We start from the raw sequence: 17,041 nt of genomic DNA, 5'->3' as shown, positions 1-17,041 counted from the left end.
TCTATAAGCCATAAATAAACGATTCAGATGGAGCAATACTAATTTGTGCTTTTCCTTCACCATTTTCAACTCTTAATTGCACACTATTATTGTGATACAATTGATCCGTAATCGTATAAGTTCCATCTTTTAAATTCCATTTTTGAATAATATCTGCAGGGATTTTCAATTCAAAATTACTTGTGGTTTGCCAAGAAAAATTAGTCACTACAATCAACTTTTGAGAATCAGACCAACGCGTGTAAGCATAAATTCCAGCATCAAAACCTTGCGTTGATTGACGATTTATAGTTTGAATTTCTTGAAATTGTCCCATCAATGCAGAACTATTTATAGAAAAATTAAGCAATCTTTTATAAAAATCGCGCAAATCTTTTTCGACTGGAGAAAGTTGACCACCATCAAATTTTCCGTCGTTCATCCAGCGTTGGTGATTGGGTACGCCAACATAATCAAAAATTGAAGTTCTGGAATGTGTCCCAAAACCACCATTTTCATTACCAGCTTCACCCACTTCTTGTCCAAAATAAACCATTGTTGGCGCAGTGCTTATCGTTGTCGAAACTACCATTAAGGGTTTTCCTTTTTGTGCACTTCCTGTAAATTCGGGGCTTGCCAAACGTTGTTCGTCGTGATTGTCCAAGAAATGTAACATGTGATGCTCAATATCTGCCATTTTATGTTGAATATCCGAAAGTCCGTCAGGAGTTGTTTTTCCTTGAATTACAGCTTTCAAATGGTCATACGTTTCGACTTTATCATACAAATAATCCATTTTTCCGAACCGAATATAATTTCGATATTCATTTGGATTATATACTTCTGCCATTAAAAAAGCATCCGGATTCTTCACTTTTATCGAAGAATTCATGTAACTCCAGAATTCATAAGGCACCATTTCGGCCATATCGTATCTAAATCCATCAACCCCTTTTGCTGTCCAATACAAGGCAATATCACGAAATTTTTTCCAAGAACTCGGAACATTTTTATCTGCCCAAAAATCGAAATGTTCTTGGCAATTTTTTGCCTCAAAACCGGCTGGAAGTTCTGGAAAATCTTTTGAGCCGTCAGGCCTAATTCCGTAATTTACTTTTACGGTTTCGTACCAATCGTTTTTATCTGGTTTCGCTAAACGCGAACCGTTACCTGTCCATTTTGCTGGAAATTCTTCGAATTTTCCGTCTGAAAGTGGATTGTTTTCCCCGTTTAATGGTTTCTCGGTATTGGGGATTTCAAAACGAGTATTCGGAATATAATAAAAGTTATTATCGCGTTTGTATTCCACCGAAACATCATCATCAGCACCAAAATCTCTTACACCATTGGGATTGCTTTTTCCTTCGTATTTTCGAGCAATATGGTTGGGAACTATATCAATAATCACTTTCAAACCCGCTTTGTGCGTTCGAGCAATCAAGTCTTCAAATTCCTGCAAACGGTTCACGGGATTAACCGCTAAATCTGGGTTTACATTATAATAATCTTTCACTGCATAAGGTGATCCTGCGCGTCCTTTTACTACTTCTGGATCGTCATTTGAAATACCAATCGAAGTATAATCTCGAATTAAAGCATGATGTGGAACTCCGGTGTACCATATATAATTTATGCCTAAGTCTTTTATTTCATTAAGCGCTTTGTCCGTAAAATCATTGAACTTCCCTACTCCATTTTCCTCAATCGTTCCCCAAGGTTTGTTTGTGGTATTTTTGTTGCCAAATAATCGTGTAAAAACCTGATATACAACTACTTTTTTTTCTGATCCAATTTCTTTATTCTCTGCGTTCATTTTTATTGCTGAAGTTTTACAGGCTGTTGCCAAAAGCAGTATGCTTATTCCTGCAACAATAGTTATTTTTTTTATCATACAAAATTATTTTAACTGATTTTTATTGGTTTTTTATACAATTCTAGCCTTCAGGATTAATCAATATTTAAATTTAATGTTTTTTTTCTATCAATATGAAACTCATCCGAAAATAAAATCTAACCTACAAACTACAACGAGACACTAACCGGTTTTGTTGATAACTTTAATATGCATTTTAAACTATTTCAAATACTTAATTCGACATTTATAAATAAATCATAATATAGATTTGAATTGTTCCCTTTTTCATAAATTTGGCAAAAATTAAATCAATTGAAAAAATCGCTTTTTTTTATAAGTTGTTGTTTGTTACTTTTAAGTTTCCAAAATTTATTGGCTCAACCAACTAAAAAAATCATTGTAGAACATTCTGATTATTTTGATGTGAACCAAATTGAAGCTCCAGATGCTGCATTGCTCACAGGAAATGTACGTGTCAATCACGATGGAGTGATTATGACTTGTAATAAAGCTTACTATTTCCAAAAAGAAAATTACATTAAAGCCTTTGGAAACGTACAACTGGTTCAAGGCGACACTTTATATCTCAACAGTAAATATGCAGAATACAACGGCAATGTAAGACAAGCATTTGCCACTGGAGATGCAATTATGCGTTCGCCTGAATCGACTTTGGTTACAGATACCATCAACTTTGACCGAAACACGCAGGAAGTATTTTATAATTCTCAAGGAACGATTACCAATAAAGAAAATATCCTCAAAAGCAAATCTGGAAAATATTATGTTGCCGAGAAAAAATTTAGATTTCTTACGGCAGTTACGATTACAAATCCAACTTATGTAATCAAATCTAATCACTTGGATTATTACAGTAATTCTGGACATTCCTATCTCTTTGGACCATCGACAATTACAAGTAAAGCCAATTACATTTATACTGAAAAAGGGTTTTATGACACCAAAAAAAATCTAGCTCATTTTCTTCGAAAATCCTACATTAAATACAACGATCGCTTAATCGAAGGCGATAGTTTATATTATGATCGAAATCGAGAATTTGCATCGGCTACGCGAAACGTAAAAATAACCGATTCGATAAACAGAGGAATTGTCAAAGGACATTATGCAGAGATTTACAAACTTAAAGATTCCATGTTTGTAACCAAAAGAGCTGTAGCAATAAATTTTGTCGAAAATGACTCCGTTTATATTCATGGAAAAAAATTGATGGTAACTGGCAAGGAAGGCAATAGAATAATTCGTGCCTTTAAAAATGTTCGGTTTTATAAAACTGATTTGAGTGGTAAATGTGATTCTATACATTCGAGTTCAAAGTTAGGTTTGACAAAATTGATAGGAAATCCGATACTTTGGAACGCCGAAAACCAGATTACCGGAGACATTATGCATCTAATAGGCAATAATACCACTCGAAAACTAGATTCACTCAAAGTACTCAACAATACGTTTCTGGTCTCGAAAGACACATTGGGAACTGGTTTTAATCAGGTAAAAGGAATGAATCTTTACGGCAAATTTATTGATAGTAAACTTCACGATGTTGATATTGTAAAAAACACTGAAGTGGTTTATTATATGCGAAATGATACTCAAGAACTCATAGGAATTAACAAAAACGTAAGTAGTAAAATCAATATTATTTTTGATAAAAACGCCATAGAAACTATTACCTTTTTCCAGCAAGTTGACGGCGATATTTATCCCGAAGCTGAACTTCCTGAAAATGCCAGAAAACTTCGTGGATTAGTCTGGCGTGGTGAAGAACGAATAAAATCTAAAGACGATATTTTTCCGCCCGAAGAAAATGAAGAAAACGAGAAAATAATCGAAGAAAGTAAAAAGCAAAATGCCAAAGAAAATGTCCCAATGAAAATTAGGAAAGAAACTTTGAATTACGATAAGAAGAAGAAAAAGAAAATTTAAATCCCGAAGCTTCGGGAGCAGATTTCAGGTCGCATTGTCATTCTGACGCAGGAAGAATCGCAACAAAATTGATTACCAAAATGAGATTCTTCCTTCGTCAGACCCGAGAGCAAAGCTCGAACAGGCGAAGCATTGACAAATTTCATGATAAAAATAATAAATCAACAAATAATCCTTGAACCACGATTTTATAAAATACCAAGCACAAACTTCTCCTTATCCATTGGGCATGGAAGTTTCGCATGCCATGGGTTCCTATATTTTTGATACTAACAACAAGAAATATTTAGATTTTGTAGCTGGCGTTTCGGCGTGTACTTTGGGACACCAAAACAAGAGAGTTAACGATGCTATAAAAAATCAATTGGACAAATATTCGCACGTGATGGTTTATGGCGAATATTCGCAAAGTCCAGCTGTGGAATATTGCAAACTACTGGCTTCACTCCTACCCAAACCATTAGAAAAAACCTATCTCGTCAACTCAGGTACCGAAGCCATTGAAGGAGCGTTAAAACTCGCCCGAAGAGCAACTGGTCGCAGCCAATTAATTTCTTGCCACAATGCCTATCATGGAAATACTCTGGGATCGTTGAGCGTGATGGGATTTGAAGAACGCAAACAAATTTTTCGTCCGTTGATTCCCGATGTTGATTTTATAACTTTCAATAACGAAGCCGATATACAAAAAATAACCACCAAAACTGCTGGGATTCTTCTAGAAACCATTCAAGGTGGCGCAGGATTTATTGAACCATATAATAATTTTCTAAAAAAAGTTCGTCAACGTTGTGATGAAGTTGGTGCAATGATGATTCTCGACGAAATTCAACCGGGTTTTGGTAGAACGGGAACACTTTTTGGATTCGAAAACTATGATGTTATTCCAGATATTCTCGTTATGGGTAAAGGAATGGGTGGCGGAATGCCTGTTGGCGCATTCACAGCATCGACAGCACACATGGATTTACTGAGCGACAACCCAAAGTTGGGACACATCACCACATTTGGTGGTCATCCTGTCATTGCGTCAGCCTGTTTGGCAACTTTGCAAGAAATTACTGAAACAAATCTAATGTCTCAAGCCATAGAGAAAGAAAAACTCATCAGATCGCTTTTGGTACATCCTTTGATTAAAGAAATTCGAGGAAAAGGATTAATGCTTGCTGCAATGACCGAAAATGCCGAGATAACGAACCAAGTAATTCTCAAATGTCAAGACAAAGGACTTATTTTATTTTGGTTATTATTCGAAAGTTGTGCCATTAGAATTACGCCGCCATTAACCATTTCTGAAGATGAAATTCGAGAAGGTTGTGCGATACTGATCGAAGTGATGGATGGAATTTAGATTGCAGATTTTGAAAAATTTTTATTACTATTGTCATTGAAATTGAAATTGCCATTGAAATTGCCATCGAAATTGCCATTGTAAACTTGTTAATTAAATTGTTCACAACAATTCCTATTTTTTCTCACAATAACAATAAGGTTGCCTAAATTTATTTTGGGCAAACTCAAAAAAACTACACATGCAATTAAGCGAAGAAGAAGAGGAATACAACTTATCCTTATCTAAATTTGAGTCAATGTTGAAGACCAACAAAGTGCTCTTTTTTGACTCCGAGGAATTTGAAGAAATAATTCTTCATTATCTCGATATAGGTAAAGCGTCATTAGCAAAAAAAGCATTAAAACTCGGATTAGAACAGCACCCAAAATCAACAGGTTTAAAACTAGTTCATGTTGAAATGCTTGTTTACGACGACAAACTAGATGTGGCAGAAAAACTACTAAACGAGTTGTACGCTATAGAACCTACAAATGAAGAAATCTATATTCAAAAAGCCAATATTTACTCCAAAAGAGACAACCACGAGAAGGCAGTTGAATTACTTCAAATTGCACTTCAATATACCGATGATTTTGCAGATGTCTATAATTTAATCGGGATGGAATACTTGTTTATGGACAATCTAGAGATGGCAAAAGAGAGTTTCATAAAATGTTTAGAAGAAGATTATGAAGATCAATCAGCATTATATAATGTAGTTTATTGTTTTGAATTTTTAGACCAAAATCAAGAAGCTATTACCTATCTCAATAAATATATCGATAAAAATCCATACAGCGAAATCGCCTGGCATCAACTAGGAAGGTTACATTATGGAGTGAAGGAATATGAAAGTTCCATTCGCGCTTTTGATTATGCTACTTTAATTGATGATGAATTTCTGGGTGCATTTATGGAAAGAGCCAAAGCATTTGAGCGATTAAAAAAATACGAAGAAGCTATTCAGAGTTACAACAGGACTATTGAATTAGACGATGCCACTTCTTATGCTTTACTTCGAATAGGAAAATGTTATGAAAAATTAGGAAATAAAGTTCAAGCCTTAAAATATTTTAATAAAACGGTTCACGAAGATCCTCTTTTAGACAAAGGTTGGATTGCAATAACGGATTTTTATGTACGTCAAAAAAAGTTTCAAAAAGCATTATTCTTTGTAAACAAAGCATTGGCGATAGACAATCAAAATCGCATGTATTGGAAACGTTTTGCATCAATTAATAAACAAATGAATCTGTTTGAGGAAGCTGAATTTGGCTATAGAAAAGCAGTTGAATTTGGTGATTATCAATTAGATACTTGGCTATTTTGGACTGATATTCTTCAGTTTTTAGGCGAATTTGATAGTGCCATTCAAACTTTACTACAAGCTTCGGAATATTTTCCAGAAGAAAACGAAGTGGAATATCGATTGGCAGGTTTGTACTTCATGTTGCAAGAAAACACAAAAGCAAAATTTCATTTAAGCAATGCCTTGCGTTTGAATTTCGAGAATTATATCATTTTAGAAGATTTGTTTCCAGTAGTTTGGACCCGCAAAATGGTACAGAATTACATTGCGAAACAAACGAAATTATAATGGAAGAATTTATAAAAAAACGTTTTGGATTGTTGGGTCGCAACATTAATTATTCTTTTTCGAAAGGCTATTTTACAGAAAAATTTAGTAACGAAAATTTTATTGGCTGTACCTATGAAAATTTTGACATTCAAGAAATCAATTCTTTTCCAGAGTTAATAATAAACAATCCTGACCTCAAAGGATTGAATGTTACTATTCCATATAAGGAAATCGTAATCCCTTTTTTAGACAAACTATCAAAAAAAGCAGCAATAATAGGTGCCGTAAATACTATAAAAATTACCAGAAAAGGAAAGTTAAAAGGGTACAATACTGATTATTATGGTTTTTTGAAATCTTTAAAACCTTTATTAAAACCTCACCATAAAAAAGCTTTGATACTTGGAACTGGTGGCGCATCGAAAGGTGTTGCTTTTGCACTAGATGAATTAAATATTTTGTATACTTTTGTTTCTCGAGAAGCCAAAGAAGGGATTATAGATTATGACCGAGTTAATGCTACAACTTTTGATAATTATCAAATCATAATTAATGCTACACCTGTTGGAACAAGCCCAAAAATTGAGGCTTTCCCGCTAATTCCTTATGAATATTTCACAACGAAACACATTGCTTATGACTTAATTTACAATCCAGCAGAAACCCTATTTCTAAAAAAAGCAAAGGAACACGGAGCAGTAACAAAAAACGGCTTAGACATGCTTATTTTTCAAGCAGAGAAAGCATGGAAAATTTGGAATAAGGACAGGTGATTTAATAGGAGAAAATAAAAATATAGGTTTATAACAAACAATCCTTTAGTGCTTTTTCTAGTACAACAAATTGAAATTTAAAACCTGTTTTTTCTATTTTATCTGATGAAACTCTTCTGCCTTTTAGCACCATCAAGGACATTTCACCTAATATCGTTTGTATAATAAATTCAGGAATATTGGGCAACCACATTGAATAACCATACACACCAGCCAGTGTTTTAGAAAAAATTGTATTTGTAGTTCCATCATTAATAGCTGCGTTGTAGGAACCTTTCATTTCAATATCTTCAATTGCTTTGAGATAAATCGCACACAAATCAGTTATATGAATCCAAGGCATAAACTGATTTCCTGAACCCAAAGCCGAACCCAATTTGTATTTAAAAATTGGCGATATCACCTTTAAAAAACCTTCGTTTTTGCCTAAAACTAAACCGGTGCGTATTTTTACCGTGCGTATTTTTAAAGATTCAATTTGGTCTGCTGCTGCTTCCCATTTTTGACAAGTTATTCCTAAAAAATCATTAATCAACGGCTCACTTTCGGTACAAATTTCTGAACCGTTTATTGCTCCATAAATCCCAATTCCAGAAGCAGATATAAAAGCATCAAGCTGTTTATTATTTTTTTTTAAAACTTCATAAATTAAACGTGTGGATTGAACTCTGCTTTCAAGAATTTCAGTTTTTCGTTTTGTAGTCCAACGCTTTTCGGCAATATTCTCACCCGCTAAATGTATAATAAAATTCGCATTTAAAACAGCCTCTTCATCAATAATAAAACGAGTAATGTCCCAATGATAATAGGAAATATCTGTAGTATTTTGTTTTTTGGTTCTGCTCAAAATCGAAACGGAATATCCAGCTTCAATTAACAAAGAAGTTAACTGTTTTCCAACAAAACCAGAGCCTCCACTTATTAATACATTTTTTTTCATAGCAGTACAAATATACTATTTATTGATAGTTTAAAAACATTTAAATAATATTTTGTTTAACTTTTTTGTTATTTAGTTAAACATTATGTATCTTTATAGTCTAATTCAATAAAAAATTAAAAATGGCAACTAAAAAATCATTAGTAACAAGAGAGAAAATAGTTTCTATGTACATGGATTCTACTTTAGAACACAATGCAAAACCTGTAAGTGTGTATCATTTTGCAAAAGATAATAATTTTACGGAAGCGGAATTTTATCAATTTTTTGGCAATTTAGAAATAATAGAAAAAGTAATATTTGATATGTTTTTCAATAAAACAATTGAACTATTAGAAAAAAACTCAGACTACAAAAGTTACGATATGAAAAATAAAATCATAAGCTTTTATTTTACATTTTTCGAACTACTCACAGCAAACCGAAGTTATGTTGTAATGACCTTGAAGCAGCACCAAAATCAATTGAAAAATATGATGATTCTTAAAGATTTTAGAAAAAAATTCAAGAATTATGCAGCTGATATTATCACTGACGATTTTAGAACAAAGCAAGAACGATTCCAAGAATTTCAAGAAAAAACAACCACAGAATCTTTCTGGTTTCAGTTTTTGTTGACCCTAAAATTTTGGTTAGATGATGAATCCGCTTCATTTGAAAAAACAGACCTCTATATTGAAAAATCGGTAAAAGCAACTTTCGAGTTGATGAACATTACTCCTATTGATAGTTTAATCGATTTTGGAAAATTCATATTCAAAGAAAAAATATACAGCAAATCATGAAAACTATAGACTATATCCCAACTTCAAAAATTGAAAGAGCCAGCAAATTAGTTCAAACTGGCGCTAAAGTTGGCGTAAACTATTTGAAATACTACGGCAATAAAATGGTGAATCCAACAATGACTCGTGATCAACTTAATGAGGATAACGCCGAAGATATCTATGACGGTTTGAAAAGCCTGAAAGGAAGTGCGCTTAAAGTTGCGCAAATGTTGAGCATGGACAAGAGTTTTTTGCCACAAGCTTATGTAGAAAAATTTTCGTTGTCCCAATTCTCAGTTCCACCTCTTTCTGCTCCATTAGTTTTAAAAACGTTCAAAAATAATTTTGGCAAATTTCCGCTCGAAATTTTTGACGAATTCAACGCTAATTCGGTTAATGCAGCAAGTATTGGTCAAGTACATTTAGCGGTAAAAAACAATAAAAAACTTGCTGTGAAAATTCAATATCCCGGTGTAGCCAATAGTATTTCGTCCGATTTAGCTTTGGTAAAACCCATAGCCATCAGAATGTTTAACCTCCAGGGAAAAGATTCTGACAAATATTTCAAAGAAGTAGAAGACAAACTCATTGAAGAAACCAACTATTTATTAGAATTAAAACAGAGCCAAGAAGTAGTTGAAGCTTGCAAACAGATCGAAAATCTAGTCTTTCCTAATTATTATCCAGAATATTCATCAGAGAAAATCATCACGATGGATTGGATGAACGGAAATCATCTTTCGGAGTTTACCAATAAAAATACAAACCAAGAAACTGCCAACAAAATTGGTCAATCACTTTGGGATTTTTATATGTACCAAATTCATGTTTTGAGAAAAGTTCACGCGGATCCACATCCAGGAAATTTTTTGGTGAATCCCGAAAATCAATTAGTAGCTCTCGATTTTGGATGTATGAAACAAATCCCAAACGAATTTTATTTCCCTTATTTTGAGTTAGTCAACAAGGATGTCATAGACAATACTTTTCTTTTTCAAGAAATACTATTTGAATTAGAAATTCTTAGAGCGGATGATTCTGTAGAAGAAATAGAATATTTTAGTACAATGTTTTATGATTTATTGTCACTTTTTACAAAACCATTTCAATCAGAAACATTCGATTTTTCTGATGAAATCTTCTTTGAAAATATTGCCAAACTAGGAGAACGTTTTGCGAACGACACCAACCTTCGAAAAATGAATGGCAATCGTGGTTCAAAACATTTTATTTATATGAATAGAACATTTTTTGGACTTTATAATTTAATGTTCGATTTAAAAGCCAAAATTGAAGTAAACAACTATTTAGATATTAAAAAATAATTCAATAGTCATAAAAAGCATGAAAAATATAGTAATCATAGGCGGTAGTAAAGGTATAGGAAGTGCCATTTTATTGCAACAATTAGAATTCAACTCTGTTCATAACATCAGTCGAAACGCCCCAGATATTTCACATCCTAACCTAATTCATTATACTGCGGATGTCTTACAAGATCCGCTTCCAGAAATTGAAAACATTGACACTTTGATCTATTGTCCTGGTTCTATAAATCTCAAACCTATTGGGAGTTTGAGTATTGAAGATTTTAGGAACGATTTTGAGATAAATGTGATTGGAGCAGTAAAAACTATACAGAAATATTTACCTGTGTTAAAAAAAGGAAATAATCCATCAATCGTTTTATTTAGTACCGTTGCAGCAAAACTTGGAATGCCTTTTCACGCTAGTATCGCCACTGCAAAGGCTGGTATTGAAGGATTGGTAAAATCACTTGGAGCGGAATTGGCTTCGGTGGTGCGAATAAATGCAATTGCTCCAACCATTACCGAAACTTCGCTTGCTGCAGGAATTTTGCGAAACGACAGAATGAAAGAGAATATGGCAGAACGACATCCGATGAAAAATTATTTAAAACCTGAAGAAGTAGCAAGTATGGCAAATTACCTGATTTCCGACCAAGCCAAATCTATCTCGGGGCAAATTTTTGAGATGGATTATGGTATTGTAACATTTAAAATATAATTAAAAGCAAAGATTTTAAAATAAAAAAGATGATAAAAGAAATGAGAAGTTACGAAAGAATCGAACAATATGATGATGAAGTAACAGATATATTAGCAGATAATTACAAGGTAATAATAGAAAATTTAGGCGAAGATATTTATAGAGAAGGTCTAGAGAAAACACCTGAAAGAGTTGCTAAAGCCATGCAATTCTTGACGCATGGTTATGGATTAAATCCATTAGAAATAATGAAATCGGCATTGTTCACAGAAGATCACAAACAAATGATTGTGGTAAAAGACATTGAAGTTTATTCAATGTGTGAACATCACATGTTACCCTTTTTTGGCAAAGCACATGTGGCTTATATACCAAACGGAAAAATTGTAGGATTGAGTAAAATACCCAGAATTGTGGATGCTTTTGCACGAAGAATGCAAGTACAAGAAAGACTCACTGATCAAATTAAAGATTGCATTCAAGCAGCATTAAATCCACTTGGAGTAGCAGTTGTTATCGAAGCGCAACACATGTGCATGCAAATGCGTGGAATTCAAAAACAAAACTCAGTCACTACAACTTCATCGTTTACAGGCGCATTCGAAAAAGACAAAACTAGAAAAGAATTTATTAGCCTAGTTTCAAATAAATTGAGTTAATTTTTTTTAATAAAGTAAGACCATGAAAATTCTCTTAACAGGCGCAACAGGATATATAGGAAAACGGCTTTTACCAATTTTGGTTGCTCAAGGTCACCATGTAGTTTGTTGCGTAAGAGACAAAAACAGGTTTTATTGCCCTACAGAATTGAAAAAAAACGTAACCGTTATTGAGGTTGATTTTCTGAATATAGAAACGTTTTCGGTAATACCAAATGATATAAATGCTGCCTATTATTTAATGCATTCGATGTCTAGTTCGTCCAATAATTTTGATGAGTTAGAGCAAACTTCAGCAGAGAATTTTGTCGAAAGAATAAATCAAACTGCCACTAAACAAGTGATTTATTTAAGCGGAATAGTAAATGATAGATCTCTATCAAAACATTTATCATCTCGAAAAAATGTAGAAGAAATACTAAAAAACACGGGAGTTTTTACTCTAACAACATTAAGAGCAGGAATAATTGTAGGTTCGGGAAGTGCCTCTTTTGAAATTATCAGGGATTTAGTACATAAACTTCCCGTTATGATAACTCCAAAATGGCTGAATACAAAATGTCAACCTATAGCAATATCTGATGTGTTAGAATATTTATCAAAATCATTGCTAAACCCGTTGACTTATAATCAAAGTTTTGACATTGGTGGTATTGATGTACTGACTTACAAGGAAATGCTTTTGGGTTATGCAAAAGCTACAAATGTGAAAAGATGGATTATTACAATTCCAATTATGACACCAAAACTATCTTCCTATTGGTTGTATTTTGTGACTTCAACTTCGTATAAATTAGCAACTGCACTAGTCAGCAGCATGAAAGTAGAAGTTGTTTGTAAAGATACTAAAATCAATGAGCTGTTAAAGTTAAATCCCATGTCTTATGAACAAGCAATATCTAGAGCATTGATAAAAATAGATGAAGATGCAATTGCTTCGAGCTGGAAAGACTCTATGATTAGCGGACAATTTACAGGCTTAATCGCTGAATATATTAAAGTGCCTAAAAAAGATTGTTACATTGATAGACGTAAAAAAATAGTACAAAACAAGGAGTTTACTATAAACAAAATCTGGTCAATTGGCGGTGAAACTGGTTGGTATTACGGAGATTGGTTATGGCGTTTGCGTGGATTCATCGACAAATTATTTGGCGGTGTAGGTTCCAGACGAGGAAGAACAAACAAACATGATATACATTCAGGAGATGTTTTGGATTTTTGGCGGGTTTTGTATGCAGATAAGGAAGAAGGAAAATTAGTATTATTTGCAGAAATGAAATTGCCTGGAAAAGCTTGGCTCGAGTTTAAAATTATTAATGGTACTTTATATCAATCCGCTACATTTAAACCAAAAGGAATTTTGGGAAATCTATATTGGTATTCCGTTTTACCCTTTCACGGTTTTATTTTCAAAGGCATGCTCAATAAACTCATTGGGTAAAATTATTTTGCAATTCCGGCTTTGTAAGTTGCAATAGCTCTGTCACGAGCAAAAGCGTGTTCTACCATTGGCAAGCCATATCCTAAATCGAATTCTGGAATCCATTTTCGGATGTAAATTCCTTTTTCGTCGAATTTTTTGAGTTGTATCTCGGGATTAAAAACTCTAAAATAAGGTGCTGCATCGCAACCAGTTCCAGCTGCCCATTGCCAGTTTCCTACATTGGCAGATAATTCATAATCTAGTAATTTCTCGGCAAAATAAGCTTCTCCCCATTGCCATTGTATTAATAAATGTTTGCACAAAAAACTCGCCACAACCATTCGAACTCGATTGTGCATATAACCCGTTTCGTTAAGTTGACGCATTCCAGCATCGACCATTGGATATCCTGTAGTTCCGGAACACCAGCGCTGAAAATCGTCTACATTATTGTGCCATTGAATTCCGTCATAAGCAGACTTGAAATTATGGGTAACCACGTTTGGAAAACTAAAAAGAATTTGCATAAAAAATTCTCTCCAAATTAATTCACTCAAAAAAACATCATTTTTATGAGCTGCCCAATTGACTAATTTTCGAATACTAACCGTTCCAAAACGCAAATGTGGCGAAAGATATGAAGTACTATCAACGGCTGGAAAATCTCGAGTTTCATGGTAATTAGATACTTTGGTCAAATTATGCGGTTGTACTTTGATTGAATTTTCTTTAAATCCTATTTCGAGCAAAGTAGGGAAAGCGAAAGTATTTTTATAAAAATTAGAAAATAAACTTGTCGAATCATACTCTAAAACTGGTGCTAATGATTTGTATTTTTCTAACCATTTATTTTTAAAGGGTGTGTAAACGGTGTAAGGCAAACCATCGGCTTTTGTGATTTCAGTTTCTTCAAAGATTACTTGGTCTTTGTGTAAAAATGTTTTTGTTTTATTTATTTCCAATAATTCGCAAATCGCCAAATCTCTTTTGATAGCATAAGGTTCGTAATCTTTGTTGAAAAACACTTCCTTGACATCAAACTCATCGATAAGTCCTCGCCAAACCTCTTGAGTTCTCCCTTTTTTTATCAATAGCGAACTCGTGATTCTTTGAAGTTTAGCATTTATATCCGAAAGTGAATCGTGAATAAACCCAACTCTGGCATCATTTGAGGGTAAACTATCCAAAATATCCGTGTCGAAAATAAACAATGGAATCACTGGAAATTCTGATTTTAAAGCAAAGAATAAACCTACATTATCCTCTAACCGCAAATCTCTTCTGAACCAAAATAGGCTTACTTCTTGCTTTTTCATTATTTGGAATTAAACATTTCTTCTATTTTTACATGTCGGTAATCAAAAATTTCTTTTAACTTATTATCGACCACGAGCACATTTAATAATTGACCAAGAAAACCTAATGGCAAAGCATAATGAACGATATCAGTCATTTTTGTACCACTTTCTGTAGCTTCGAAAAAATGTTTATGGTGCCATAACGCGTAAGGTCCAAAACGCTGTTCGTCCACAAAATAACTATGGTCTTTTACAAAAGAAATTTCGGTCATCCAACTTAATTTTAAACCCAAAAGTGGCGAAACTTTATATTGAATAATTTGTCCAGCATACATAGGTTTATTGTCGAAATCCGTAATTTGAAACCCCATATCATCGGGAGTTATTTTTTGTAAATTCCGAGGATTCGAAAAAAAAGCCCAACATTCCTCGATTGGAGCATTAACAAATTGAACGGTTTCTTTTTTATATATTTTCATTACTTTATTTTTCTATTTTTTTTATTAAAACTAAACTCATCAATATCATTGAAAAAGCATAACCTATATCCTCGATTGGTATTGTTCCAAGTCTTATTCCTAAATTTTCATTGTTGTTGTAGGACACGACGGGTTCGTCTATAAAACTACCTGTTAAAATGCCGTTGACTAGGGCAAATGGAATTAAAATAATAAGAAACGAGATGAAATAGGTATTCAAAATAGAACGAGCTTTAAAAAAAGTATAGCTTAATACTAGCACTAAAAAACTATAATTTACAGCCGTATACCATTTATCATAATGAAACACAATTGTGGGTACAACCACTGCCATAATTATTCCATAAATAATTCGAACCGTCTTTTCTGATAGTGAAACCTTAGGACAAAAATAGTGAAAAGCAAAATGTATAAAAATACTGGAGTAAGGAATGCATATAAAAAACAACCATTCCTCGACGGGCAAATCAAAAAATTCTATACCCGAATGATATCTTGGATTAAAGCTCCAAACACCAATTTTGGTAAAAACTATATCCCAAATTATAAAGACTACTGCTGTTATTGCTATTGCAGAAAAAACCGCTTTCCAGCGATTTATATACCTCATTCTACTCTCAAAACTATACAGAAAAGGAATTAGGAGCGATCCAATATTCAGGATTAAATAGAGTGACATTTATATTTTGTAATATTTAAAAGGCACGAACAACATTCCAAAACATTCACCATCTTCCTTTCCTAAATGCTTGTGATGTACTTTATGGGCTTTTCGCAAACCTATTAAATACTTATTTTTTGTGTTTTTGAAAAGTTTAAATCTTTGATGAATTAACACATCATGAACTAGAAAATAACTCAAACCGTACGCAAAAATTCCTAAACCGATAAAGAATTTATAATCAAAACCTGCCTCAGCACCAAAATAAAATAATAGGATACTAGGAATGGCAAAAATCACAAAAAAAACATCATTACGTTCAAACACATTTGCATATTTAGGCTGATGATGATCCGCATGAAAATACCACATTAAACCGTGCATCAAGTACTTGTGAGTAAGCCAAGTGATGCATTCCATTATAAAAAAAGTGACAATAAAAATAAATAAAAAAGTCATTTCAGTTGAATTTTATAGTTAATTTTAGATACTATCTAAACTAATTTTAATTTGTAAGACACGAAAGATTTTGCTAATAATCGTGCTTTTGTATAATTTGAAACTCTAATTCTTTCGTTGCCTATTTTATGACAAGGTGTATTTTCAAGTTTTAATAATAATTTTTTGTAATAAATAAAAGCGGTATAAACACCAAATTTTGCTTCCAGAGGAAGATTTAAAATCCCTTGGTATGCAACTTCAAAGTCTTTTTCTATTTCTTTGATTATCAATTTTTTAGAGTTATCGTCAAATGAATTTAAGTCTACACCTGGAAAATAATTTCGATTCAAAACTAAATTATCATCCTTAAGATCACGCAAGAAATTCACTTTCTGAAAAGCCGACCCCAATCGCATAGCTTCATCTTTTAACTCATTATATTTTGTTTCATCCCCTTTTACAAAAACTTTCAAACACATCAGACCAACTACATCAGCAGAACCATAAATATACTCCTCATATTCTTGTTTATTGTTGTAGTCGAATTTTACCAAGTCTAGTTTCATGCTTTTTAAAAAAGCTTGTACTAAGTCGTCTTGAATATTATATTTAGTAACTGTATGTTGAAATGAGTTTAAAATTGGATTAAGACTAATTCCTGATTTTAAAGCTTTATAATATTCTATTTCAAAATCATTAATCAAATTTTCTTTGTCAAAATCATGAAAGGAATCTACAATTTCATCAGCAAATCTTACAAATCCATAAATACTATAAATTGCATCACGAATGCTTGGTGATAGCATTTTTACAGCTAGAGAAAACGAAGTACTGTAACTTTTTGTCACTAGCATACTACATTTAAAGGATACATCATCAAAAAGCTGTTTCATT

General features: G+C 33.0%; 16 protein-coding genes. 9 read left to right on the top strand and 7 right to left on the bottom strand.

Translation table 11 applies throughout. The features are described 5' to 3' along the window. Position 1: 1 nt before the first annotated feature. Complete coding sequence (locus tag RMO53_RS10690; RefSeq protein ID WP_310380433.1) at positions 2–1,870, bottom strand: alpha-amylase family protein; 1,869 nt, start codon at positions 1,868–1,870, stop codon at positions 2–4. 336 nt (positions 1,871–2,206) lie between these two features. Here RMO53_RS10690 and RMO53_RS10685 point away from each other — a divergent pair, with 336 nt between their 5' ends. The 4 genes from RMO53_RS10685 to aroE all read left to right on the top strand — a co-directional run bounded on the left by RMO53_RS10685 (position 2,207) and on the right by aroE (position 7,466). After that, positions 2,207–3,781 carry an OstA-like protein gene (locus RMO53_RS10685; protein WP_310380431.1) on the top strand — a complete coding sequence of 525 codons (1,575 nt, stop codon included), beginning with the start codon at positions 2,207–2,209 and terminating at the stop codon, positions 3,779–3,781. Positions 3,782–3,956: 175 nt separating this feature from the next. Continuing rightward, entirely contained in the window at positions 3,957–5,132 is a 1,176-nt protein-coding gene (locus RMO53_RS10680; RefSeq protein ID WP_310380429.1) for an aspartate aminotransferase family protein, read from the top strand. Positions 5,133–5,313: 181 nt separating this feature from the next. Continuing rightward, positions 5,314–6,711 (top strand): tetratricopeptide repeat protein, encoded by a 1,398-nt coding sequence (locus RMO53_RS10675; RefSeq protein WP_310380428.1) that lies wholly within the window; start codon positions 5,314–5,316, stop codon positions 6,709–6,711. Beyond that, entirely contained in the window at positions 6,711–7,466 is a 756-nt protein-coding gene (gene aroE / locus RMO53_RS10670; RefSeq protein ID WP_310380426.1) for a shikimate dehydrogenase, read from the top strand. The genes RMO53_RS10675 and aroE overlap by 1 nt, the downstream gene beginning before the upstream one ends. A gap of 28 nt (positions 7,467–7,494) precedes the next feature. Here aroE and RMO53_RS10665 read toward each other — a convergent pair whose 3' ends face one another. Next, positions 7,495–8,406, bottom strand: coding sequence for a TIGR01777 family oxidoreductase (locus tag RMO53_RS10665; protein WP_310380423.1), 912 nt, complete (start codon positions 8,404–8,406; stop codon positions 7,495–7,497). A 122-nt stretch (positions 8,407–8,528) separates the two neighbouring features. Here RMO53_RS10665 and RMO53_RS10660 point away from each other — a divergent pair, with 122 nt between their 5' ends. Genes RMO53_RS10660 through RMO53_RS10640 form a run of 5 tightly spaced genes read left to right on the top strand, consistent with a single transcriptional unit; the run spans position 8,529 to position 13,286 of the window. Further along, complete coding sequence (locus RMO53_RS10660; protein ID WP_310380421.1) at positions 8,529–9,191, top strand: TetR family transcriptional regulator C-terminal domain-containing protein; 663 nt, start codon at positions 8,529–8,531, stop codon at positions 9,189–9,191. Beyond that, on the top strand, positions 9,188–10,498 hold the full coding sequence (locus RMO53_RS10655) for an AarF/UbiB family protein (protein ID WP_310380420.1): 1,311 nt from the start codon (positions 9,188–9,190) through the stop codon (positions 10,496–10,498). Before RMO53_RS10660 ends, RMO53_RS10655 begins: the two co-directional genes overlap by 4 nt. A gap of 19 nt (positions 10,499–10,517) precedes the next feature. After that, on the top strand, positions 10,518–11,201 hold the full coding sequence (locus tag RMO53_RS10650) for an SDR family oxidoreductase (protein ID WP_310380419.1): 684 nt from the start codon (positions 10,518–10,520) through the stop codon (positions 11,199–11,201). 29 nt (positions 11,202–11,230) lie between these two features. Next, positions 11,231–11,842: a GTP cyclohydrolase I FolE gene (folE, locus tag RMO53_RS10645; protein WP_310380418.1), complete on the top strand. Its 612-nt coding sequence runs from the start codon at positions 11,231–11,233 to the stop codon at positions 11,840–11,842. Between the two features lie 22 nt (positions 11,843–11,864). Continuing rightward, a complete protein-coding gene (locus RMO53_RS10640) occupies positions 11,865–13,286 on the top strand; it encodes an SDR family oxidoreductase (RefSeq protein WP_310380416.1) in 1,422 nt (473 codons plus the stop codon). Positions 13,287–13,288: 2 nt separating this feature from the next. Here the strand turns inward: RMO53_RS10640 and RMO53_RS10635 are convergent, their stop codons facing one another. The 5 genes from RMO53_RS10635 to RMO53_RS10615 are packed head-to-tail and all read right to left on the bottom strand — an operon-like array spanning position 13,289 to position 17,040. Then, positions 13,289–14,584 carry a deoxyribodipyrimidine photo-lyase gene (locus RMO53_RS10635; RefSeq protein WP_310380414.1) on the bottom strand — a complete coding sequence of 432 codons (1,296 nt, stop codon included), beginning with the start codon at positions 14,582–14,584 and terminating at the stop codon, positions 13,289–13,291. Next, a complete protein-coding gene (locus RMO53_RS10630; RefSeq protein WP_310380412.1) occupies positions 14,584–15,045 on the bottom strand; it encodes an SRPBCC family protein in 462 nt (153 codons plus the stop codon). The genes RMO53_RS10635 and RMO53_RS10630 overlap by 1 nt, the downstream gene beginning before the upstream one ends. Before the next feature lie 4 nt (positions 15,046–15,049). Next, positions 15,050–15,724: a lycopene cyclase domain-containing protein gene (locus tag RMO53_RS10625; protein WP_310380410.1), complete on the bottom strand. Its 675-nt coding sequence runs from the start codon at positions 15,722–15,724 to the stop codon at positions 15,050–15,052. Beyond that, on the bottom strand, positions 15,725–16,165 hold the full coding sequence (locus RMO53_RS10620) for a sterol desaturase family protein (protein WP_310380408.1): 441 nt from the start codon (positions 16,163–16,165) through the stop codon (positions 15,725–15,727). Positions 16,166–16,200: 35 nt separating this feature from the next. Then, entirely contained in the window at positions 16,201–17,040 is an 840-nt protein-coding gene (locus RMO53_RS10615; RefSeq protein WP_310380407.1) for a phytoene/squalene synthase family protein, read from the bottom strand. Position 17,041: the final 1 nt, after the last annotated feature.

The organism is Flavobacterium sp. (assembly GCF_031409475.1).
GTDB lineage: Bacteria > Bacteroidota > Bacteroidia > Flavobacteriales > Flavobacteriaceae > Flavobacterium.
This window is presented reverse-complemented; position numbering and strand designations above follow the sequence as displayed.